Below are 22,289 nucleotides of genomic sequence, written 5' to 3'. Positions count from 1 at the left end.
TTTCTGAATCATTTAAAAAAGAAAGAAGTACATACTGCTTGATCATGAGTGGATGTCGACTCATGGAACTAGGTCAATTGTCGATCTGGATTGCCATTGACGGGCAGGGAGACCTGCTCTTTTTCATGTAGTCCGCTCTGCAAGTTAGGGAGGATTCGTTGTCTTAATGAACAGTCATTTATTAATAGCTATTGATGGTCCGGCAGGAGCTGGAAAAAGTACGGTAGCCAAACGGGTAGCTAGGCGTTTGGAGATTCCATATGTAGATACAGGTTCGATGTACCGAACGATAGCTTGGTTGGCTCTTCAGGAGAGCTTAACTGCTGATCAGGAAGAGGAAATTTCGGAGTTAGCTCTTTCTACCCCTATGACATTGGTCGAGGGTGGAGTGAAGGTTCGTGATGTAGTGTTAAAAGATGAACTCCGAACTTCGGAAATATCAAACTTCGCTTCTACGATTGCAGCGATGCCTAGAGTTAGAGAAGCTTTGGTTCGAAAGCAACAAGAGATTGCTCAAGTACAAAGTGTGGTGATGGATGGTCGCGATATTGGCACACATGTCTTACCACAAGCACATGTGAAGGTTTTCCTTACCGCATCGATTGAGGAGCGGGCGCGTCGTCGGTTTGAGGAGTTGCAAGGAAAGAATCAATCTCCTAATTATAAAAAGTTATTACAGGAGATTAAGCAACGAGATGAAAATGATCGAAATCGCACATTCTCACCACTTAGACAAGCAAAAGATGCAATCCTAATCGATTCCACAGATCAAACGATCGAAGAAATGGTGGAGATGATCTTAGAACTATGTTGCACCAAAATGGGCGGTGCGGAGTAATATGTGGTTGTATAAACTCCTTCGATTCCTCATCACCTTGATTTATCGGATTTTCTTTCCATATGAAGTAATTGGAGTAGAAAAGTTTCCTAAATCAGGTGGTGTGGTTGTATCACCCATTCATATTAGCAACTTAGATCCACCTCTACTCGGAATTAGTTTACCTAGGCAAGTACATTTTATGGCGAAAGAAGAAATGTTTCGGGTTCCGATCATCAAAAAAGCGCTCTACATAGTCGGTACGTTTCCTGTCAAACGGGGTGGTGGAGACTCACAAGCATTAAAGGCATCCATCCGAATCCTACGAGAAGGGAAAGTGCTCGGGATTTTTCCGCAAGGAACTCGTGATAAGTCAGGTGAAATTCGTAAAGTGCATGTCGGAGCAGCTATGTTTGCCCTTCGTACGAATTCGCCAATTGTTCCAGTAGCGATTATTGGACCCTATCGTCTGTTTCGGAAGGTTCGGATCGTTTATGGGGAGCCTATTCTACCTGCGGAGTATCTTGTGGACGGTAAGTCGACATCAGATGGTGTGGACCGTTTGAGTGCTCGTTGGAAGAAAGAAGTAGAATCATTACTTCATCAATATCGGTAATGGGATCAAATGCAAAGGCTTATGCCTTATCTCTTGATCTTTCTCTATATAAAAAGATGAATTGTCATTCGATTTGAGGAGGAGTAGTCATGACGGAAGAAATGAAAAGCTTACAGGTTGGAGATGTTATGCAAGGGAAAGTGGTAAAGGTAGAAAATAGTCAAGCTCTTGTTGATATTGGTTGGAAAAGTGAAGCCATTCTTCCTATCTCTGAGTTGGCTGGCGTACACGTAAGTCAAGTTTCCAATGTACTAGCGGACGGTCAAGAAGTAGAGGTAAAGATTATTCGCCACAATGAAGAAGAGGATCAATTTATTGTTTCGAAAAAAGCCGTTGAAGCAGAGAAAGCGTGGACTCTGTTGGAAGAAAAATTAGCATCTGGCGCAACTTTACAAGCTACTGTACATGAGGTAGTAAACGGTGGTTTAGTCGTAAACGTAGGTGTTCGTGGTTTTATCCCGGCATCCTTAGTAGATACAAAGTTTATCGAGGACTTTAGTGGCTTTGTTGGGGAAGAAGTGACCTTAAAGGTTGTCGAGCTGGACCGTGAGAAAAACAAATGTATTCTTTCTCGCAAAGCAGTTTTGGCAGAGGCATTGGAACAGACTAAAAAATCGGCTTTGGAGAAAATTGAAGCTGGCGATGTATTAGAGGGTACGGTACAACGTCTGACAGACTTCGGTGCGTTTGTGGATCTGGGCGGCGTGGATGGTTTGGTTCACGTATCGGAGATTGCATGGCATCGTGTAGAGCATCCAGCTGATGCTTTAAAAGAAGGCGATCAGGTAAAAGTAAAAGTTCTTAAAATTGATCGTGAGCAAGAGCGGATTAGCTTAAGCATCAAAGAAACACTTCAAGGTCCTTGGGAGAAAGTAGCTGACCAAGTGAGTGCTGGAGATATCATTACAGGAACGGTGAAACGTTTGGTAACATTTGGTGCATTTGTAGAAGTGGCACCAGGCGTGGAAGGCTTAGTACACATTTCTCAAATCTCACATGATCATATTGGCACTCCGGGTGAAGCTCTTCAAGAAGGGCAAGAAGTGCAAGCGAAAGTGCTTGATATCCTTCCAGAGCAGAAGCGGATTAGCTTGAGCATCAAGGAAGTCGAACCAAAGCAAGAACCAGTAAGAATGGAAAATCAAGTAGAAGAAGAACCTATGAATGTAACATTGGGAGATGTATTCCCAGATCTAAAAAATTTTAAATAAGATACCGTAAACCAGCCCTTCGGAAGAATGGGCTGGTTATTTTTGTTTAGACTAACGATAAGCGTACTAGCAAAGGAGTTTATCGTTATGAATCTAGATCATTTGATGGTGGCGGTTATTATCAGCGGGTTAGCTGGGGTTTGTACACGGATTTATCTGTTGCAAACGGATTACAGACAATACCCTACTTATCCGCATGGATATATTATTCATCTGGCGTTAGGGATTATCGCTGCGGGGCTGGGGTCTGTGGCGATTCCAGCATTAATAAAGAAAGATTTTACGGCATTTACCTTTCTGGCATTAGCGGCGCAACAGTTTCGGGATGTTCGAAATATGGAGCGAACGATGTTATCGAAGATTGATCAAATGGAATTAGTTCCTCGTGGTGTGAGTTATATTGAGGGAATCGCCATGGTATTTGAGGGACGTAATTACCTGACCATCGCTTCTGCGCTCCTTACTTCGTTTACCGTAATCATGTGGAATGCTACTGTCGGGGTGATTGTCGGAGTTGTGTGTGTCATCTGTAGCCGGTTTTTTATGTCTGGTAAGATGCTTAACAGCATCGTTGACATTCGCGAGGCAAAGTTGCGATTGGATGGAGCTAGTTTATATGTAGAGGATATCTATCTGATGAACGTAGGGCTATCTAGTGATAAAAAAGCGATTATGGAAAATGGAATCGGGATGATCTTAACGCCGAAAGATGCGAGTAGCCGAATTACGTTGTCCAATGTCGGTCAACGACAAGCGATCTTGCATGATGTATCCACCGTGCTCGGTGTGTATCGAGATACCGGGGAGCCAGCGCTCACACCGCTTGGGAAGCTCGACTTAAAGGATGGGCGGCTTGGACTTCTCCTTCTACCACAAGATCGAAATGTACAGACATCCATTGATATCATTGGGAAAGTACCTGTTTTAGAGAGTGCGATGAAAAAACCACTACAAGCAAATGCATCAAGGGGTGGAACGTCATGAGTGACCAAAAAATTTTAGCCATTGTTACCCTACAAAAAGAGACAGTAGCGGGTGGGTCTCCCATTTTCGTCGTAGATAGTAGAGAAGAGTTGGAAAGACAATCTTTTACTCTAGAGAAAATTCTTGATGCAATGGTGCATGAAGTGGCTCCGACGACCTTTATACTGGTTCGTCATTCTGATTAAGGTTGATAAAACACTAGTTTCTCGTTAAGATTAGGTATGTTGCAAGTAAGAGATAACGAAATGAATACATAGTAAGAAATGAGGATATAAGTCATGAGTTTACCCGTAGTAGCGATTGTTGGCCGACCAAACGTGGGCAAATCCACTATTTTTAATCGTCTGGCTGGCGAACGAATCGCGATTGTTGAAGATCGGCCGGGGATTACACGTGACCGAATTTACTGTAAAAGTGAATGGAACGGACGCGAATTCCATCTGATTGATACAGGTGGTCTAGAGTTTGGAGAACAAGATGAAATTTTAGATCATATTAAAAACCAAGCTGAACTCGCCATCGAAGAAGCAGATGTCATTTTGCTCGTGACCGATGGACGTGATGGAGTAACGGGCAACGACGAAGAGGTAGCACGCCTCTTGCATCGTTCGAAGAAGCCGGTGGTCATAGCTGTAAACAAGCTGGATGATATTAAGCATGAGGATTTAATGTACGAGTTTTACTCGCTTGGTTTTGGCGAAGTAATTGGAATCTCATCCCTGCATGGTTCAGGTACAGGGGACATGCTTGATGCTGTGGTAAGTCATTTCCAAGAGGGTACAGATGAAGAGTACGATGAAGAGACGATTCGTATCTCCTTAATCGGCCGTCCAAACGTAGGAAAGTCTTCACTTGTTAACGCGATCTTAGGAGAAACACGAGTGATTGTGAGCCCGGTTGCCGGCACGACTCGTGATGCGATTGACACTCCGTTTGAAAGTGATGGCCAAGAGTATGTATTGATCGATACAGCTGGACTACGTAAACGTGGCAAAGTATATGAATCGATTGAGAAGTTTAGTGTGATCCGTGCGATGCGTGCGATTGAGCGATCGGATGTCTGCTTGATCGTATTAGATGGCGAACGGGGAATCGCGGAGCAAGATAAAAAGATTGCAGGTTATGCGCATGAAGCAGGTCGTGCTTCCATTTTCGTGGTAAATAAATGGGATGCGGTAGAGAAAGATGATAAGACGATGAACTATTTCCGGAAATTGATCCGTGAAGAGTTTCAATTTATGTCTTATGCACCGATTTTGTTTGTCTCAGCGAAGTCAAAGCAACGTGTTCATCAGATTCTTCCAGCGGCTCAAGAGGTTGCAGAGCAACATGCTCTTCGTATCTCCACCTCTGTGATTAATCAAGTTATCCACGATGCGATCATGGCTGTACCGCCTCCTTCGGATAAAGGAAAGCGTTTACGTATCCACTATGCAACACAAGTTTCAGTCAAGCCACCTACCATTGTATTGTTTGTAAATGATCCAGAGTTATCTCATTTTAGCTATATACGTTATCTAGACAATCAAATTCGTCAAGCGTTTGAATTTAAAGGTACTCCAGTCAATATCTATCTACGAAAGAAAAATTGATCGATCGAGACAGGGAGAGGAATAGATATGATTCATTGGGTAGTGCCCATTGTACTTGCGTATCTGCTAGGATCTATCAGTTTTAGTTATGTAGTAGGAAAGATAACCCGTGGAATCGATATTCGTGAACACGGTAGTGGAAACGCGGGGGCGACGAATACGCTTCGAACCTTGGGGAAAACGGCAGCGATTGTGGTGGCTGCTCTTGATTTGTCTAAGGGGATTGCCTCTGTGCTACTTGCAGGATGGTTAAGTGCAAATGACCCCATTGTTTTAATGGTTTCGGGGCTTGCGGCAGTAGCTGGACATAACTGGCCGGTCTATCTAGGTTTCCGTGGTGGGAAGGGGATCGCCACTACGGTGGGTGTCTTTTTAGCCCTCATGTTTCAGGCTACCCTCATAGCGGGTGTGATTGCGATTATCGTCATTGTGATTACCCGTTATGTCTCTTTGGGGTCACTCATCTTCACTGCGACACTACCGATTGCTATTTATTTTGTCGGTACATATCCCACCGTGTATCTTTGGACAAGCTTGTTGTTTACCGTGTTTGCATTTTGGCGTCATCGTTCGAATTTGAGCAACCTCTTTAAAGGTGTCGAGAGAAAAATTTAGTATGTAGGAGAGTGAACACCAACATGAAGAATGTGGCGGTTCTAGGCGCGGGGAGTTGGGGAACTGCTCTTGCGTCTGTGTTGGCTGAAAACGGAAATGAAACCAGACTGTATGCAAGACGTTTATCAGCTGTTCAAGAGATTAATACCTATCATACAAATGAACACTATCTACCAAAGGCTTCCCTAGCACCTTCTCTACAAGCTTCTGCTAACCTATCTGAAGTGATTCGGCGGAGTGATGTGGTAGTGTTTGTCGTTCCCTCACAAGCGCTGCGAGAGACGGCCAGACAAGTTAGGCCCTACCTAAAGCCAAATTCAGTGATTGTTCATGCCTCCAAAGGGTTGGAAGTTCGCACCTTCAAGCGTATGTCTCAAGTATTAGCGGAAGAGCTACCTGAGCATGCGAATCAGATTGTGGCTTTAACAGGTCCTAGCCATGCAGAAGAAGTGATTCAGAAGCTCCCTACGGCTGTTGTAGTCGCGTCTAAAGACTCACATGCTGCTGAGATTGCACAGTCTTGTTTTATGAATTCCTATTTTCGCGTTTACACCAATACAGATGTGATCGGCTGTGAAATGGGTGGAGCACTGAAAAATGTGATTGCTCTTGCTACAGGACTATGTAGTGGGATGGAGTTTGGCGATAACGGGATCGCTGCATTGCTCACACGCGGATTGGCTGAGATGGCGCGACTTGGATTTGCGATGGGCGCACAGCCAAATACATTTGTGGGCTTGGCGGGTGTAGGGGACTTAATTGCTACTTGCACAAGTCCGCATAGTCGCAATTGGCGAGCTGGGAATATGATTAGCCAAGGGAAAAAACTGGATCAAGTGTTAGTGGAGATGGGTATGGTAGTGGAAGGCGTCAAGACCACAGAAGCTACTTATACGATGGCGAAGCATTATCAGGTTGAAATGCCGATTACCGAACAATTGTATCAAGTGCTCTTTGCGGACAAATGTCCTAGAAAAGCTTTGACTGATCTGATGAGTCGTGATAAAACACACGAATTACAGGACTATGTACAAGGTTGGTCATGAAATTAGGCAAATGCCCTGTGCCACATTCCGATGAACAAACATATTTTGTAGTAGGTTATGAAACCATACATTCCGAGCATAGAGCATAGAGGGTACAGGGACCAGCGCTTTGCTCATTTGCTGAATGTAGCTTGTAACGTGTAGCCAGTCTTGAAAAAGACTGGCTACACGTATGTGGATGAACAAAAAAGAAGGGTATTGCCAAGTGGCAAACCCCTTATCTTCTTTGTTTTTGATGACGATTTAGATCGGAAGTCTGGGCGGTGGTGCCTCGTGAGAGGAAGCCAGACATCAGTTTCTGCACAAAAGGTGATTGCATGAGCGACATAATTTGATTGAGATCCATCCGTTTTAGCAATTTACCGATTATTGGGTTCCCAGTCGTGCTCATGTTTTTAGGAAGGTTAATCACGGGAATTTCATCATCTAGTAAATCCCCAGGATCGGATGCTTGCTCGGGGAGTGGAAAGAGATTTTTTTGTTGATTTTGAACGGAACCTTTCTTCTTGCCTACGTATTGTTGGGCTAGATTGAAAAACTGATAGGTATTATCCATAATGGATGCCACTTTTGTTAAAGATGTACTTAAATCTTGCACAGTTGAACGGCAAGTGAGGAATCCAGATAACATCTGTGCTAAACTAATCGATGATAGGGGCGATTTGGCTTCTTGGACGGGTGGATTTGCAGGGAGTGTGGATCGTGCTTCTGTTGGCTTTCTTACACGTCTTTTAGGGCGGGTGCTCGAAGCAGGACGTCTTCTTTGTTTCATAGTACCTCCTCCAATTCAAGGGCTATTGTCCATTTATTGTATGCAATGATCACGGTAGACGCTCTGGACGCTTATCCTGTATGTGGATAGGTACTAGCGGAAATATAGTTGAGTTGATAAAAAAAGAGGTGTATGTTAGATGAAAGAATGGAACTGGATGTATGCAGTTGGATTGTTTCTCCTTACCAATTTCATCGTGGTATGGTCTGGTTCATTAAAAAGTAAGGTATTGCGAATCCTATTAAAGATCGTGGCAGTTGTTACATTCCTCATGGCCTTATTGTTTGGTTTACGTTCGATGAGTTAAGTGAAGAGGTGAACAAAGGATGAAGCTTCGTTTATTATCAATACTTGGTGCAATGATTTTATTATTATCTGGATGTACATACCCGAATGAGCTGAATCAGCAGGTGGATGATTTACCGATACATATAGAAAGAGTCCAGTCGGCTGTGTCTTCCTATCAACATGAGAAAAAAGTATTACCTTATAAATATAAAGAGGAAGAACGGATATTCACTTCCAAGTATTTAGTAGATTTTCAAGCTATTTCGGGACGGACAGAGATTCCACCTACTGCATTTGAAAGAGGAGGAAGTTATCTGTATGTGCTGACAGATGTAGAAAAAAAGGCAACGGTTCGGGTGTTTGATCTCCGATTAAACGATAAAGTTAAGACGTTTGCGGAGCGTGTGGGGCTTTATTATCAGAGGAACAATGAGTATCCGCTTGGAACCAAAGTTTCTCCCTCTTTGTATGAGATAGATTTTAAGAAACTAGGCGGAGAAGTCTCTAAAATCAAAAGCCCTTATCACTCGGATCTCGAGCTATCCTATTTAATCAGTGATAAAGGTGTTTTATATCTCGACTACCGCATGGATTATATGCGATTCATTCAAGCAGCGAAAGAAAAACCAGCAGTAGGGACAGACCTCAGACAATGGATCAGCCCGCTTTCCCTGCAGGTACCTGCCTATTCTCCTGTAATAAAATGGGATGGAAAAGAGCCTATCTTACCATAGCAAACAAACCAAACAAGTTACCAAAAGCTTGTTTGGTTTGTTTTTTTGTGACATATAGGGACTTATCCGTACATAAAATGACCGCAAGAAGAAAGAGCCGAAAGGGTGTGGCAGGATGGAAATGATATTGCTTCATCTCATTGTAATTCCTGGTATTTTCCTCTTGGGACGCCTTTCTAGCTCTGTGAAAATGACTGGCTTTGATACGACATCGGTCAGGGTGAAGAAGTCCTCAGATGATGATTTATAGTTTGTTTCTCTTTCTTCGTAGGAATATATAGATTCTACACTCATATATTAGTAGTGTCCTAAGGAGTGGGAAAACCGGAGAAGGGAGGATTTTGCCTTTCGCACCGGCGACAAATCCAGTAGTACGGATACCTTGAAGGAGGTTCATGCATGGAGAAAGTAGATATCTTAAAAGACATTGCAGAGCGCACAGGCGGTGACATCTATCTTGGTGTGGTTGGTGCGGTGCGCACAGGGAAATCCACCTTTATCAAACGGTTTATGGAACAAGTGGTGATCCCAAGCATTCGTGATGATTCCGAAAGATCGAGAGCAACAGATGAGCTCCCACATAGTGGTGCAGGAAGAATGATCACGACGATCGAACCAAAATTTGTACCCAATCAAGCAATTAATGTAAGTGTAGAGGAAGGTTTAAAAGTAAATGTACGCTTAGTAGATTGTGTAGGATATGTTGTCGAAGGTGCCAAAGGATACCAAGATGAGAATGGTCCCCGAATGATTAATACACCGTGGTTTGATGAGCCAGTACCGTTTCAAGAAGCGGCTGAGGTTGGTACGAGAAAAGTCATTCAAGAGCATTCTACCTTGGGAATTGTCGTAACAACAGACGGAAGTATCGCTGACATTCCTCGATATTCTTACGAAGATGTAGAAGAGCGAATTGTGAATGAGTTAAAAGAAGTTGGAAAACCATTTATCATGCTATTAAACTCCACTCGTCCGTACAGTGAGTCGGTACAAGCGCTTCGTGCCGAACTCGTTGAGAAATATGACATTCCTGTGGTGGCACTCTCTGTGGCGACGATGGGAGAGGACGATATTTTAGGTGTTTTACGTGAAGTATTGTATGAATTCCCGGTACATGAAGTGAACGTAAATCTGCCTAGCTGGGTTATGGTGCTTGATGATGAGCACTGGTTACGTCGTGATTTTGAAAACTCCGTTAGAGAAACAGTCAAAGATATCAAAAGACTGCGCGATGTAGACCGAGTGGTAGGTCATTTTTACAATTTTGAGTTTATCCAGAAAGCAGCGCTCTCAGGCATGCAGATGGGGCAAGGGATCGCTGAAATCGACCTCTATGCACCAGATGAGTTGTATGATCACGTTCTAGCAGAAGTTGTGGGTGTCGAAATCCGAGGCAAAGATCATCTGCTTGAGATGATGCAAGAGTTTTCACTAGCGAAGCGAGAGTATGATAAAGTGGCAGAAGCACTTAAGATGGTACGGACAACCGGTTACGGCGTAGCTTCTCCTTCACTAGAGGAAATGAGCTTGGATGAACCAGAATTAATCAAACAAGGTCCTCGTTTCGGAGTTAGACTGAAAGCGACCGCTCCTTCGATTCACATGATTCGGGTAAATGTACACTCTGAGTTTGCACCGATCATTGGTAGTGAGAGACAGTCTGAGGAATTGGTAAACTACCTGATGAGAGATTTTGAGACAGACCCACTACGCATCTGGGAGTCGGATATCTTCGGACGTTCGCTCAATTCCATCGTTCGAGAAGGAATTCAAGCAAAATTGTCTATGATGCCAGAAAATGCTCGTTACAAGTTACAAGAAACATTAGAGCGTATCATCAACGAAGGCTCTGGCGGACTTATTGCCATTATCCTGTAGAGCAAAAAGGTCTAGATCTAACCATCTAGGCCTTTTTTGTGTCTTTTTTGAACAATCATAGGGAAATCAAGGACTTTTCTCTTGCAAAGGGGATTCGCACTGTATTAGTATAGGATTGTCCCAACCAGTTCTAGATTTTATCTGGAATCTGCTTGGATCTAATCAGGAGGTGCGTTATGAATAAAACCGACTTGATCAATCAAGTAGCAGATGCTACCCAAATGACGAAAAAAGAGGCTTCAGAAGCAGTTGAAGCAGTATTACGTGCAATCTCTGAGTCCTTATCTCAAGGTGAGAAAGTACAATTGATTGGATTTGGCAACTTTGAAGTACGCGATCGTCAAGCTCGTAAAGGTCGGAATCCACAAACAGGTGAAGAAATTGATATTCCTGCAACCAAAGTTCCATCTTTTAAAGCAGGTAAGCAACTAAAGGACGTAGTGAACAAGTAATACAGATAAGTATATTTCTGAGTGGATTTCAGGAAACTACATATACTGAGCAAAAAGTCCCTTTTCTAAAAGGGGCTTTTTGCTAGCATAAGTTTTTATCTTACATAGTTATATTCAGCTGAAGTATAATTAAATTTGTTTTATAAATTAGATAATGAGATGGAGGAAGTCATTTTGAAACACGTCGACCATGATAAAATTGAACAAGCAGTGCGTATGATTTTGGAAGCTGTAGGTGAAGATCCAGAGCGAGAAGGTCTATTAGATACTCCAGCCCGTGTTGCCAGAATGTATGCCGAGGTATTTCAAGGCTTGGATCAAGATCCAAAGGAGCATTTCTCAGTTGTGTTTGGAGAGGACCATGAAGAGGTTGTCTTAGTAAAAGACATTCCGTTCTTCTCTACCTGTGAGCATCACTTGGTTCCATTCTTTGGACATGCCCATATTGCTTACATCCCACGCGGGGGCAGAGTAACAGGTCTATCTAAATTAGCTCGTGCGGTCGATTCTGTGACCAAACGTCCTCAGCTTCAAGAGCGGATTACAAGCACGATTGCTGATTCGATGATGGAGACACTCGATCCGCACGGAGTGTTTGTGGTACTAGAAGCAGAACATATGTGTATGACGATGCGAGGGGTTAAGAAGCCTGGCTCAAAAACAGTAACCAGCGTAGCCCGTGGTATCTATGCGGAAGATGTAGTGAAGCGGGATGAAGTGTTTAAGATGATTCGGATGGGATCATTAACCTAGTTTATTTGGTCTTGACGTGCCCCAGCCCCGATCTTATAATGAAATGGTAAGATTTACTGTTTTTTAAGATCGGGCTATGGCGCAGCTTGGTAGCGCGCTTGCATGGGGTGCAAGAGGTCGTCAGTTCAAATCTGGTTAGCCCGACCAACAAACTCTTCCAGAGATGGGGGAGTCTTTTTTATTTTGGAATTCGTATGATACCCCTATTTTGTGGTACACTTTTGATTGCATAGTAAGAGGAGGCTGATTTCTATGTCAAATCATTCTGGAGACTATTTTATTATTAAAGCAAAAGAAAATGGCGTAAATGTAATTGGACTTACAAGAGGAAAAGATACAAGGTTTCATCATTCTGAGAAATTAGATCAGGGCGAGATTATGATTGCTCAATTTACTGAACATACATCGGCTATAAAAGTACGAGGCAAAGCAACGATCGTCACACCATTTAGTACAATTGAATCGGATGAATAATCAAGCAAAAAAGGTCAAGCATAGCATGTTTCTGCTCTGAGTGCGTAAACTGGTGAAAAAGCCTACGGAGGATTACATGAAATGAGGACCTTTTTTCGCTATTGGTCATGGGGAATGGCTGGAGCTATTTGTCTAGCAGTAGGGCTTTCTCTCTTTGTACGATATTCAGTAGAACAAGAGGAACCTGTTAAAGAAGTGATGTTGCAGGATGAAAATTCATGGGTTTCGTTTGTGGTCGATTTAAACCGAAAATGGAAGGTAGGACAGATCGACCAAAAGCAAGGAGCTCTTTTTATTGAGTTCAAGGAAACTGCTACCGAATGGGAAGAGTTGGCGCAAGATGTAATAACGGAATCCTTTATTAAATTGACACATATAGAGGTGCTTCGTCTTCGATTTGTAAATAAAGAGCCAGAAACAGCCCGCTTGATTTGTATCAAGAGATCGGAATGGCAAGAGAGAGTCAAAAAATCGAAGTGGTCTAAAGAAAGTATTCAAGATTTCGACTTGTCAAATGACAAAAAAACAACAGATTGATTGTGCTGATTTTCACGAAAGTATGGTATACTAGCAAGGAAATTATCTATTCTCATTTGGTATTTTTAGGGGGCGTGTAGATGACGTCCATATCTACAGATCATAAAATTCTTATGGATTTAGAAAGACTTGTTGTGAATTCGGACTTATATATGAATCTGGGTGCACCACCCATCCCAACTCGATTTGTTCGTTTATTGGACCTCTTGCTAACGGCTTGTGAGGTGCCAGAAGAGCGTAAAAGGACTTTTATCAAAGCGGCAGCATGTTTACATATGGCGCTTACGACGCACGAACAAATCCCTTTGCAGACGATTGAAAATGAGGGATTGCACCGAGTTCGTCAGTTGACCGTACTTGCAGGAGACTTTTATAGTAGTTTGTTTTATCAACAATTAGCCATGGCTGGAGAAATCGATGGAATTATATGTCTCTCCCAAGCCACTAGTCGTACAAACGAGCAAAAAATGAAAATGTATTGTGGAGAAGAAGCTGTCTCCCCTTCTATAAGAAAGATCGAATCGGTGGAAATCTTAACTGCTATCGCCGGTTTTTTTCTTGTCGAACATCATATAGGCAAAGAATGGATGACGGTTCTATTGCCATTATTGCTATTGGACGAGCAAGAAGAGCATCCCCGATGGCAAGAACGCTTTCACGACGCCGTTTCTCAGGCAGAAGAGATCTGGAGACAATCTCATTTTCCAGTATGGCTCCGGCGTGAATTAGAGCAATGGATTGAGCAAGAACACAGGAATCTCTAACAGAAAGAGGTAACGGAGATGGAGAAACGGACTGGGGCTGAGAAAGAAAAATTCGTTCATGGTGTGTTTCAAAGTATCGCCAAAGATTATGATCGGATGAACACACTGCTTAGTTTCCGCCGTCATAAAGCATGGCGTAAATTTGCAATGAAAAAGATGAATGTCCAGCCGGGGCAGACGGCATTAGACATCTGCTGTGGAACTTGCGATTGGACCCTAGCATTAGCGGAAGCATCTGGAGATGGAAATGTAGTCGGATTAGATTTTAGCTCCAATATGCTAGAGATCGGGCGACAAAAAGTACAAGACAGTGGGCGTAGCGACCAGATTGAACTTGTGCAGGGAAATGCGATGAGTCTTCCGTTTGAGGATTCTAGCTTCGATTATGTAACCATTGGCTTTGCTTTGCGTAATGTTCCGGATTATGTACAAGTAATAAAAGAGATGAAACGTGTTGTGAAACCAGGTGGTCTCGTCGTATCGCTTGAATTATCCAAGCCTACTTGGAAGCCATTTCGTAAACTATACTACTTTTATTTCCAACGCCTATTACCTCTTTTAGGGAAACTGTTTGCGAATCGATATGAGCAGTATAGCTGGTTACCTGAGTCACTTATCGCTTTTCCTGACTATGAAGAGTTAGCTAGCGTGATGAAAAATGAGGTTGGGTTAGAGGTAGATGTATACCCTCTCACAGCCGGAATTACAGCACTACATGTGGGGAGAAAGCGTTCCGAGTAAGGATGGTGTAGGTAGGATTATGAAATTTTTTCACAAGCTCAGACTCATACAAGATATGATCAAGTTTGAACACTCGATCTTTGCATTGCCATTTGCATATCTGGGTGCAGTTTTAGGTAGTTTAGAAGTATTAGGGAGATTTCCGACTTGGGCACAGATCGGATGGATTACGCTTGCGATGGTGGGTGCGAGAAGTGCCGCTATGGCTCTCAATCGCGTGATCGATCGAAAAATTGATGCCCGAAATCCGCGAACAGCTACCAGACATATCCCAGCAGGTCTGATATCGGAGATGTTTGCTTGGGGATTCGTAGTCGTTTCCTTTATCGTACTGTTCGTGGCCGCGTATCAGTTGAATATGTTAGCTGTCAAGTTACTACCGGTTGCTGTGTTTTTCCTTGTGCTTTATTCCTATACGAAGCGGTTTACGTGGCTTTGTCATGTTGTGTTGGGAATTGCAACTGCACTTGGGCCTCTGGGTGGTTGGGTGGCTACAACAGGTCAGATTGATCTGAAGTCACTTATTTTATTTGCAACAGTGGCTCTTTGGATTGGCGGCTTTGATGTTATCTATGCGTGTCAGGATGTAGATTTTGATAAGCGTGAAGGCTTACATTCGATCCCATCTCGATTTGGAGTACGAGTAGCACTCGTTATTTCAAGCTGGATGCACGTGGGAACAGCGCTCGGACTGATTGCTCTTGCTTTTTTCACCCAATTAAGTTGGATTTATGTACTGGGTGTTGTGATTGCTGTTATGATCCTCGTTTATGAACATTCAATTGTTTCGGCAGATGATTTATCTCGTCTAAACATGGCCTTTTTTACCATGAATGGAGTATTAAGTATGATCGTATTCATCTTTAGCTTTGCGGATGTGTTGATGATATGAAACGTTATATTGTAGCGATGAGTGGAGCAAGCGGAGCGCCTTACGCCTTATCGGTCATGGAAGAGTTGCTACGTCAGGGTCATGAAGTTCATGTGATCGTGACGGAAGCGGCTTGGAGGGTGTTATTAGAGGAGCATGATTGGGAAGTAGTAAAGAGAGAGCAAAATTTTGTCGAGCGATTTGGCCATCTCTCTGGAGAATTAGTCTACCATCCTATTCGTGATATTGGTGCACAGGTTGCTTCCGGGTCTTTTCAAGTAGATGGAATGGTTGTGGTTCCATGTACGATGGGTACGTTAGCAAAGATTGCTTCCGGTATCTCGTCCAACTTATTGGAGCGAGCGGCCGATGTCATGATAAAGGAACGTTATCCTCTCATCCTTGTACCCCGTGAGACTCCACTTAGCCCGATCCATCTAGAAAATATGCTAAAGTTAAGTAGACTAGGAGTACAAATCGTTCCCCCTATGCCGGGCTTTTACCATCGTCCATCGAGTTTAGATGAGATGGTTTGTTTTGTATCAGGAAAGGTTTTAGACCAGCTTGGGGTTGCTCATCAGTTATATAAAAGATGGGAGGGTGGCAAGTGAAACCTATCCGAATCGGTGAGATTTCCTACACAAATGTTTTACCTGTTTTTCATTTTTTTGATTCAAATGGCTTACCTATCGAGTGGGTGAATCATGTCCCGGCTACTTTGAATCAAGCTATGTCCAAAGGTGAGATCGATCTAGGCGCAATCTCTTCGTTTGCTTTTGCAGAGCACTCGGATCGTTATTACCTCTTTCCGAATCTATCAGTGAGCGCATATGGTCCAGTGGGTTCTATTTTTTTATTTACAAAAGGGAAGTCCCTACAGGAGCTAGATCAAGCATCGATCGCTCTGACAAATGCATCGGCTTCTTCGGTTAACTTACTGCGTGTGATTTTAGAGAAATTTGCCGGTGTAGCGCCTTTGTATCAAGTGATGGAGCCGAAATTGGAGCAAATGATGCAAGTGTCCGATGCAGCTTTACTAATCGGAGATGATGCCATCCGAGCGGCTTGGAGTAAACCACACTACCATGTATATGATCTCGGTGAGCTATGGTATCAGCAAACGGGTCTCCCTATGGTCTTTGCTGTATGGGCCGTTCGAAAAGAGATTGCTCAGAAGCGCCCCGATTTGATGGCAGAGATTTATGATCGGTTTATGAGAAGTAAAAAGAGCGGAAAGCAAGAACCAATGGCAATTATAAAAGCGGCGCAACGAAAAGTGGGCGGAGAGGTTCCGTATTGGAAACAATACTTTGCAGGCCTGTCTCACGATTTGGGAAAACGTGAACTGGAAGGGTTACAGTTGTTTTATCGCTATGCGGCGGAACTCGGAACGCTTCCACCAGAAATCGCTATCCAGATGTTCCAATTGTCCTTTTCTAAGAGCTAGAGAAACTAGGGTGAAGAGATGCTTCTAACAGATATATATCAAAGTTTAAAAAAGGATTTAAAACAAATTGAATATCGATTAGCGGAAACCATTCACACAGATGAGAAGGAGCTACTCCATTCGTCCAGGCATTTGCTTGATGCAGGCGGCAAACGGATGAGACCGTTATTTGTCTTATTAGCAGGTCACTTTGGGGAGTATCGTTTGTCAGAGTTAGAAAAAGTGGCAGTTGCGCTAGAATTGATTCATATGGCCACATTGGTTCATGATGATGTGATCGATGATGCTGAGACTCGTCGTGGGCGAAAAACAGTAAAAGCGGAGTGGGATAATCAAGTTGCCATGTACACAGGCGATTTTATCTTTGCTCGTGCATTGACTGAAGTAGCAGGCCTCTCAGATCCTCGTGTTCATCAGATATTAGCCAAGGCTCTGGTTTTCCTCGTTCGTGGAGAAATCGATCAAATTCATGACCTGTATCAACCTGATCAGTCCCTACGACGTTATTTGCATCGAATTAAGCGAAAAACAGCTTTGTTGATGGCAATTAGCTGTCAACTAGGGGGGATTGTGAGTGGGGCCTCTGAATCGGCTGTGAGGGCCTTGTATCAGTATGGATACTCTGTCGGTATGGCTTTTCAGATGACGGATGATGTTCTCGATTTAACAGGAGATGAAAAGGTGTTAGGAAAGCCGGCAGGGAGTGATCTATTACAAGGAAATGTAACGTTACCGGTTATCCATACATTGGAAAACGGCACACCTGTGGAGCAGCAAATGATCCGTAGTTATCTAGAGTCACGGGGGACTGAAGGGGATTTGCCTCAGATCTTGAAGATGGTTTGCCAATCGGAGGGCATTCCGTATACGCTTGCGCTTTCGAAACGATATTTGAATCGGGCATTAACGGCTTTGGAAAAGTTGCCGGATACGTATGAGCGGGAGTCGTTGCGCTTTATTGGGGAGTTTATTGTGACTCGGTCGTTTTAGATATGAATAATCGCCTCTGGACGTCGGTCTAGAGGCGGTTTTTGTGTATAGAGGGGCATTAAAATGTTATGTGTGTTTCGTTGGAATCAAATTCTAGAATGGCTACCTAATGTTTGTGCAAACTAAGACCTATTAATCGGAGGTGTTAGAGTGGAGCCATTTATTCCTCAACTTGTGTATTTTGAACCCAATGCGTTAAAGTATCCTCTTGGACAAGAACTATATAAGAAATTTAAAAAATTAGACGTTGAGATACGAGAAACGACTTCCCATAATCAAATTCGGGACTTACCTGGTGAAAATGATGCGCAAAAATATCGGATTGCGAAGTCTACTCTTGTGGTAGGAATCAGAAAAACGTTAAAGTTTGATACCTCGAAACCATCAGCAGAATACGCCATTCCGCTAGCTACTGGATGTATGGCGCATTGTCATTATTGCTACTTACAAACAACACTTGGGCAGAAGCCATACATTCGAACCTATGTAAACCTGGATGATATTTTCGATCAAGCTCAGAAATATATGGACGAGAGAGAACCAGAAATTACTCGCTTTGAAGCTTCTTGTACTTCTGATATTGTAGGGATAGACCATCTAACCCATTCTCTATATAAAGCCATTGAATTTATTGGAGGAACAACCCATGGGAGATTGCGATTTACAACGAAATTCCACCATGTAGATCATTTGCTTCATGCTAAACATAACGGAAATACTCGTTTTCGATTTAGTGTCAACTCAGAATATGTGATCAAAAACTTTGAACTCAAGACTTCTTCCCTTGAACAAAGAGTGGAGGCCGCTGTTAAAGTAGCTAAAGCAGGTTATCCTCTTGGTTTTGTAGTGGCACCTCTTTACATGCACGAGGGATGGAAGGAAGGTTATCTGGAGCTTTTCCACATGCTATCAGCTAAAATCCCGAAAGAATTATCTGATCATATTACCTTTGAATTGATCCAACATCGATTTACCAAACCAGCAAAACGAGTGATTGAAAAAAATTATCCGAAGACGAAGTTGGAAATGAATGAAGAGGAACGGAAATTGAAGTGGGGAAGGTATGGCATTATGAAATACGTCTATGATACAGATCGAGCAACGGATTTGCATGAGACCATCGAAGGGTATGTTCATCAGTTTTTTCCGAACTCGGTCATTGAATATTTTACGTAAGGGAGGATGAACCGATGAGATTGTGGAGTCTCCACCCCAAATATTTAGATTCAAAAGGCTTGGTTGCACTCTGGCGGGAATCTCTACTGGCCCAAGCGGTTTTAAGTGGACAAACGAAAGGGTATACGAAACATCCTCAGTTACTTCGTTTCAAACAACATGAACAGCCTCTTCAAGCAATTGCTACATATTTAATGTATATTCTTCAAGAATCGAAAGAACGGGGATATCGTTTTGATGAGACCAAAGTAGGGGACGTTCGTACAGAGTGTAAAATGAAAGTGACGAAAGGACAAGTAGATTACGAATGGAAATGGCTATGCGAGAAGTTGAAGGTGCGGGATCCATCTTTATTGGAGACATGGAAACACGTCGCGAAAATGGAAGTACATCCGTTGTTTGAAGTAGTGGACGGTGAAATAGAAGCTTGGGAAAAAATAGTATAGTGTAATAAATGGAATGAAGATATGAAGTGCCATCTGATTTATTTAGGATAGCACTTCATGTTGATTCGCTACGGGTGAAAATCATTCATGAGCAGCACGTTCGTGAACTCTTGCATAGTCAATAGCGTGTTGAATGGTTGTGATTTTTTCCGCTTCTTCATCAGGGATTTCGATACCAAATTCATCTTCTAGTGCCATGACTAGTTCTACGGTATCTAAGGAATCTGCACCTAAATCATCTACGAAGGATGCTTCATTTTTAACTTCTTCAATACTAATTCCTAATTGCTCTGCAACAATGGTTTTAACCCGCTTTTCAAAATCAGACATTCAATCACCCTCTCGCTATGATGGTCCTTTTGTTTATAAATATAGAATATTTACATTATATATTATATCAAAAAAATTAGTTGCAGGAGTTTTGGATTAAAAATAAAAGGTTTCATTGGGAAGCCGAATACCGTGTTGCATAGTTATATACGTTGCTGATTCTGGATGATGGATCTAAATCATAGATTGGTATAAAACGATTTAAAGGAGATATCATCTATGGTAACTTTTCCGGTTCATATTCACACGAAGCTTTATTCTCCTAATCCACACATTCATGTTTATGAGCCTGAAGTATATGGCTTATCTAACCAGACAGTGCAACAAAAAATCAATCATACTATCCAGACAACGCTGAACCGCTTACTTCGTGATCAAGGATTAGGGCAGCCAGATCTTCAGGAGATGGTAGGGAATTTTGAGATTAAGACAAACGAACGAAATATCTTAAGTCTTGTTTTAGGTGTGTACTCCTTTACAGGAGGAGCGCATGGTAACACGGTCATTCGTCCGCTCACTTTTGATACGACTACGGGAAGGAAGTACGAACTGAAGGATTTATTTAAACCAAATAGTGACTATGTAGCGAAAATTTCTGAGATTATTCGACTGCAAATTAAGGAACGCGATCTCCCTGTATTTGAACCCTTTAAAAGTATAAAACCGGATCAAGATTTCTATATTGCCGATAAGTCATTGGTTATTACGTTTCCGTTATACGATCTACTCCCGTATGTTTATGGGATAACATAATACAGATACACATCGATCTATAAAAAAAGCAATCTTCCTATAGATCGATGCTAGAGCTTTGGATATACAATTAAAGTAAAGTCATCAACCTGACGTGTTGTATTTTTTTCAAAAAGACAGTAGTCAATAACACTCTTTAGTAACGTATTTTTATCCAGAGGATTGTCTAATTTGGGATATTGTTGTAATACATGTTCGACATTCGGGATTATCTTTGTTTTTGCCTCTATTCGTTTACGTTCTATCTCTAATTCTTGAAGAGTGTTACTAAGTTGATCTTGGACATGCTTTGTACGTTCAGCAATATTTGTGGATCTCTCTAAATAGGTAATCTCATCATAAATTCCACGTTCTAGAAAGTCGTGTAGCTTTTCTTTCTGTTCTTGTAGGCTTTTTATTTCACTTTGTAGATTACATATACTTTTTTGTAGATACTCGACATTTGACATATCGTTTCTCTGTGTAATGTCCTGTTCAGATATACTTATTTTATATTCATCTAACCATTCTTGTAATGAAGATAGTAATCGTTTTTCAACAACCTCAAAAATACCAGATTTACAATCACAAGTAACTTCCTTACAAAAAATTCTGTCCCTAGCTTTTCCATGATAGGATCGCTTATACATGGAGAATTTACATTTTTTACATTTAATTAAACCAGCAAAGGGGTTGGCTATTTTTTTCCCACTCCCCACTGGTGGGTGATGTTGGTTATTTAGGATTTCTTGGGCTTTTTCAAAAAGCTCATCTGATATAATAGGTTCGTGAAAACCTTTGACATCTACCCATGTATCACGGGGTTGTACATAGGTGTTGTATTTTTGTGATGGGTCAATAGATTTTTTTCTCGCAGACTTACTCCACTGTATTCGACCGATGTATACTGCATTTCTTAATATTACTCGAATGCTTACCGGTTTCCATGTGTTTCCTGTACTACTGAGAAAACCTAGATCATTTAATTTGTGAGCGATTCTTCTAGTTCCTAATCTATTTTTTGGATTTTCGCTTGTATACCAGTCAAAAATCATCTTTATAACCAATGATTGCTCTGGATCGGGTACTAGGAATCGGCGTTCTTTCTCCTTTACAATTTGATAACCGTACGGTGGCGTTGGGCCGATATAATTTCCTTCCATAACAGAACGCTTTCTGCCACTTTGCATACGTCGGGTAATGATCTTTAATTCTTTTCTAGCCATAAATGCTTCAAATTCACTATACTCTTCATCAAACTCATCTTCTAAATCGTATGTTTTACGAGGAGTAATGATTTTTGTTTTTGAATTCTTAAATGTTTCCAAAATAATTGCCTGATCGCGCATATTGCCACGTCCAAGACGATCCATATCCATTACAAGAACTGCGTCATAGAGTTTATTTTCGACTTCTTTAAGCAATTCCATCATTTCTGGACGATGTAGAAGGCTTTCTCCAGAAACAACTTCTTGCCTGACTTTAATTATGTTTAAACCCTTGTCTTTAGCTAATTTAAAAAGTGCTCTCTTATGTTTAGCTAATGTTTCTCCTTCCCCTCGATTTTCCGCCTCTACATCTGCTCTGGACTTCCGTAAATACATTGCTACTCGTTCCATACTAATCACTTCCTTATACAGTTGGTATATTTGATAAATAAAATTATACATTTGTCGTAATAGTAAAGTATTGGGATTAAACCCAATACTTTACTTAAAATAATGTCTGTTGAATGATTGAAGTTGAGAATGCAAACAGAATAGTTAAAAGTAATAGCATAATAATAAGGAAAGCGAAGAACATAGATTTCTGACCTGATATAGTGAAATTGTAACACCACAAAGATTAGACGAGATATAATGAGAGCAATAGAAAGTGGTGTTGCAAAGTGAAAAGAAAGAATTACGACCCTATTTTTAAAGAGAAACTAGGGTGTGTCTTAAAACTATTTTCTATCTCACTGAGCCAGTCTAAAAATGGAAGCCAGATATACAAACGCCAAAAAAGAGGTGGCTAACTTGTC

The 22,289-nt window shown here is 41.9% G+C and carries 28 protein-coding genes and 1 tRNA gene; 26 read left to right on the top strand and 3 right to left on the bottom strand.

Annotated elements, in window-relative coordinates; translation table 11 throughout:
• Positions 1–166 precede the first annotated feature (166 nt).
• The 8 genes from cmk to EDD57_RS02660 all read left to right on the top strand — a co-directional run bounded on the left by cmk (position 167) and on the right by EDD57_RS02660 (position 6,881).
• The gene (cmk, locus tag EDD57_RS02695; RefSeq protein ID WP_131847949.1) at positions 167–838 is read left to right on the top strand and encodes a (d)CMP kinase; all 672 of its coding nucleotides are present in this window, start codon (positions 167–169) and stop codon (positions 836–838) included.
• Between the two features lies 1 nt (position 839).
• Positions 840–1,433: a lysophospholipid acyltransferase family protein gene (locus tag EDD57_RS02690; RefSeq protein ID WP_131847948.1), complete on the top strand. Its 594-nt coding sequence runs from the start codon at positions 840–842 to the stop codon at positions 1,431–1,433.
• An 89-nt stretch (positions 1,434–1,522) separates the two neighbouring features.
• Positions 1,523–2,644, top strand: coding sequence for a 30S ribosomal protein S1 (gene rpsA / locus EDD57_RS02685; protein ID WP_131847947.1), 1,122 nt, complete (start codon positions 1,523–1,525; stop codon positions 2,642–2,644).
• 87 nt (positions 2,645–2,731) lie between these two features.
• A complete protein-coding gene (locus EDD57_RS02680) occupies positions 2,732–3,628 on the top strand; it encodes a YIEGIA family protein (RefSeq protein WP_131847946.1) in 897 nt (298 codons plus the stop codon).
• Positions 3,625–3,813, top strand: coding sequence for a capping complex subunit for YIEGIA (locus EDD57_RS02675; RefSeq protein WP_131847945.1), 189 nt, complete (start codon positions 3,625–3,627; stop codon positions 3,811–3,813). The genes EDD57_RS02680 and EDD57_RS02675 overlap by 4 nt, the downstream gene beginning before the upstream one ends.
• A gap of 93 nt (positions 3,814–3,906) precedes the next feature.
• Positions 3,907–5,220, top strand: coding sequence for a ribosome biogenesis GTPase Der (gene der, locus EDD57_RS02670; RefSeq protein WP_131847944.1), 1,314 nt, complete (start codon positions 3,907–3,909; stop codon positions 5,218–5,220).
• A gap of 27 nt (positions 5,221–5,247) precedes the next feature.
• Positions 5,248–5,835 carry a glycerol-3-phosphate 1-O-acyltransferase PlsY gene (plsY, locus tag EDD57_RS02665; protein WP_131847943.1) on the top strand — a complete coding sequence of 196 codons (588 nt, stop codon included), beginning with the start codon at positions 5,248–5,250 and terminating at the stop codon, positions 5,833–5,835.
• 23 nt (positions 5,836–5,858) lie between these two features.
• A complete protein-coding gene (locus EDD57_RS02660; protein WP_131847942.1) occupies positions 5,859–6,881 on the top strand; it encodes an NAD(P)H-dependent glycerol-3-phosphate dehydrogenase in 1,023 nt (340 codons plus the stop codon).
• A gap of 217 nt (positions 6,882–7,098) precedes the next feature.
• Here the strand turns inward: EDD57_RS02660 and EDD57_RS02655 are convergent, their stop codons facing one another.
• Positions 7,099–7,653 carry a hypothetical protein gene (locus tag EDD57_RS02655; RefSeq protein WP_131847941.1) on the bottom strand — a complete coding sequence of 185 codons (555 nt, stop codon included), beginning with the start codon at positions 7,651–7,653 and terminating at the stop codon, positions 7,099–7,101.
• Positions 7,654–7,792: 139 nt separating this feature from the next.
• On the opposite strand from EDD57_RS02655, the gene EDD57_RS14300 reads away from it, so the two are divergent.
• The 17 genes from EDD57_RS14300 (at position 7,793) to EDD57_RS02580 (ending at position 19,204) form a co-directional block, all read left to right on the top strand.
• Positions 7,793–7,960: a hypothetical protein gene (locus EDD57_RS14300; RefSeq protein ID WP_165873643.1), complete on the top strand. Its 168-nt coding sequence runs from the start codon at positions 7,793–7,795 to the stop codon at positions 7,958–7,960.
• 19 nt (positions 7,961–7,979) lie between these two features.
• Complete coding sequence (locus tag EDD57_RS02650; RefSeq protein ID WP_131847940.1) at positions 7,980–8,675, top strand: hypothetical protein; 696 nt, start codon at positions 7,980–7,982, stop codon at positions 8,673–8,675.
• A 115-nt stretch (positions 8,676–8,790) separates the two neighbouring features.
• Positions 8,791–8,925, top strand: a complete 135-nt coding sequence (locus tag EDD57_RS14900) for a hypothetical protein (protein ID WP_279388930.1) — start codon at positions 8,791–8,793, stop codon at positions 8,923–8,925.
• Between the two features lie 149 nt (positions 8,926–9,074).
• Entirely contained in the window at positions 9,075–10,553 is a 1,479-nt protein-coding gene (gene spoIVA / locus EDD57_RS02645) for a stage IV sporulation protein A (RefSeq protein ID WP_072329960.1), read from the top strand.
• A gap of 176 nt (positions 10,554–10,729) precedes the next feature.
• Positions 10,730–11,005 (top strand): HU family DNA-binding protein, encoded by a 276-nt coding sequence (locus EDD57_RS02640; RefSeq protein WP_131847939.1) that lies wholly within the window; start codon positions 10,730–10,732, stop codon positions 11,003–11,005.
• A gap of 174 nt (positions 11,006–11,179) precedes the next feature.
• Positions 11,180–11,758, top strand: coding sequence for a GTP cyclohydrolase I FolE (gene folE / locus EDD57_RS02635; RefSeq protein ID WP_131847938.1), 579 nt, complete (start codon positions 11,180–11,182; stop codon positions 11,756–11,758).
• Positions 11,759–11,828: 70 nt separating this feature from the next.
• A tRNA-Pro gene (locus tag EDD57_RS02630) sits at positions 11,829–11,905 on the top strand.
• Positions 11,906–12,010: 105 nt separating this feature from the next.
• Entirely contained in the window at positions 12,011–12,232 is a 222-nt protein-coding gene (gene mtrB, locus EDD57_RS02625) for a trp RNA-binding attenuation protein MtrB (protein ID WP_131847937.1), read from the top strand.
• A gap of 81 nt (positions 12,233–12,313) precedes the next feature.
• Positions 12,314–12,769: a hypothetical protein gene (locus EDD57_RS02620; protein WP_131847936.1), complete on the top strand. Its 456-nt coding sequence runs from the start codon at positions 12,314–12,316 to the stop codon at positions 12,767–12,769.
• An 80-nt stretch (positions 12,770–12,849) separates the two neighbouring features.
• Positions 12,850–13,533, top strand: a complete 684-nt coding sequence (locus EDD57_RS02615) for a heptaprenyl diphosphate synthase component 1 (protein WP_131847935.1) — start codon at positions 12,850–12,852, stop codon at positions 13,531–13,533.
• Between the two features lie 18 nt (positions 13,534–13,551).
• Entirely contained in the window at positions 13,552–14,274 is a 723-nt protein-coding gene (locus tag EDD57_RS02610) for a demethylmenaquinone methyltransferase (RefSeq protein WP_131847934.1), read from the top strand.
• Positions 14,275–14,293: 19 nt separating this feature from the next.
• A complete protein-coding gene (locus EDD57_RS02605; protein WP_131847933.1) occupies positions 14,294–15,166 on the top strand; it encodes a UbiA-like polyprenyltransferase in 873 nt (290 codons plus the stop codon).
• Positions 15,163–15,756, top strand: coding sequence for a UbiX family flavin prenyltransferase (locus EDD57_RS02600; RefSeq protein ID WP_131847932.1), 594 nt, complete (start codon positions 15,163–15,165; stop codon positions 15,754–15,756). The genes EDD57_RS02605 and EDD57_RS02600 overlap by 4 nt, the downstream gene beginning before the upstream one ends.
• Positions 15,753–16,592 carry a menaquinone biosynthesis protein gene (locus tag EDD57_RS02595; RefSeq protein ID WP_243649419.1) on the top strand — a complete coding sequence of 280 codons (840 nt, stop codon included), beginning with the start codon at positions 15,753–15,755 and terminating at the stop codon, positions 16,590–16,592. The genes EDD57_RS02600 and EDD57_RS02595 overlap by 4 nt, the downstream gene beginning before the upstream one ends.
• An 18-nt stretch (positions 16,593–16,610) precedes the next feature.
• On the top strand, positions 16,611–17,582 hold the full coding sequence (locus EDD57_RS02590) for a polyprenyl synthetase family protein (protein WP_131847930.1): 972 nt from the start codon (positions 16,611–16,613) through the stop codon (positions 17,580–17,582).
• 150 nt (positions 17,583–17,732) lie between these two features.
• The gene (gene splB, locus EDD57_RS02585) at positions 17,733–18,758 is read left to right on the top strand and encodes a spore photoproduct lyase (protein WP_131847929.1); all 1,026 of its coding nucleotides are present in this window, start codon (positions 17,733–17,735) and stop codon (positions 18,756–18,758) included.
• A gap of 14 nt (positions 18,759–18,772) precedes the next feature.
• The gene (locus EDD57_RS02580; protein ID WP_131847928.1) at positions 18,773–19,204 is read left to right on the top strand and encodes a pyrimidine dimer DNA glycosylase/endonuclease V; all 432 of its coding nucleotides are present in this window, start codon (positions 18,773–18,775) and stop codon (positions 19,202–19,204) included.
• 81 nt (positions 19,205–19,285) lie between these two features.
• On the opposite strand, the gene acpP is transcribed toward EDD57_RS02580, so the two are convergent.
• Complete coding sequence (acpP, locus tag EDD57_RS02575; RefSeq protein ID WP_131847927.1) at positions 19,286–19,534, bottom strand: acyl carrier protein; 249 nt, start codon at positions 19,532–19,534, stop codon at positions 19,286–19,288.
• Between the two features lie 219 nt (positions 19,535–19,753).
• Between acpP and EDD57_RS02570 the strand changes: the two genes are divergently transcribed.
• Positions 19,754–20,287 carry a DUF3298 and DUF4163 domain-containing protein gene (locus tag EDD57_RS02570; protein ID WP_131847926.1) on the top strand — a complete coding sequence of 178 codons (534 nt, stop codon included), beginning with the start codon at positions 19,754–19,756 and terminating at the stop codon, positions 20,285–20,287.
• A 50-nt stretch (positions 20,288–20,337) separates the two neighbouring features.
• On the opposite strand, the gene EDD57_RS02565 is transcribed toward EDD57_RS02570, so the two are convergent.
• Positions 20,338–21,885 carry a recombinase family protein gene (locus tag EDD57_RS02565; protein WP_131847925.1) on the bottom strand — a complete coding sequence of 516 codons (1,548 nt, stop codon included), beginning with the start codon at positions 21,883–21,885 and terminating at the stop codon, positions 20,338–20,340.
• Between the last annotated feature and the right edge of the window lie 404 nt (positions 21,886–22,289).

This window comes from Baia soyae, assembly GCF_004341445.1.
Taxonomy (GTDB): domain Bacteria; phylum Bacillota; class Bacilli; order Thermoactinomycetales; family Thermoactinomycetaceae; genus Baia; species Baia soyae.
This window is presented reverse-complemented; position numbering and strand designations above follow the sequence as displayed.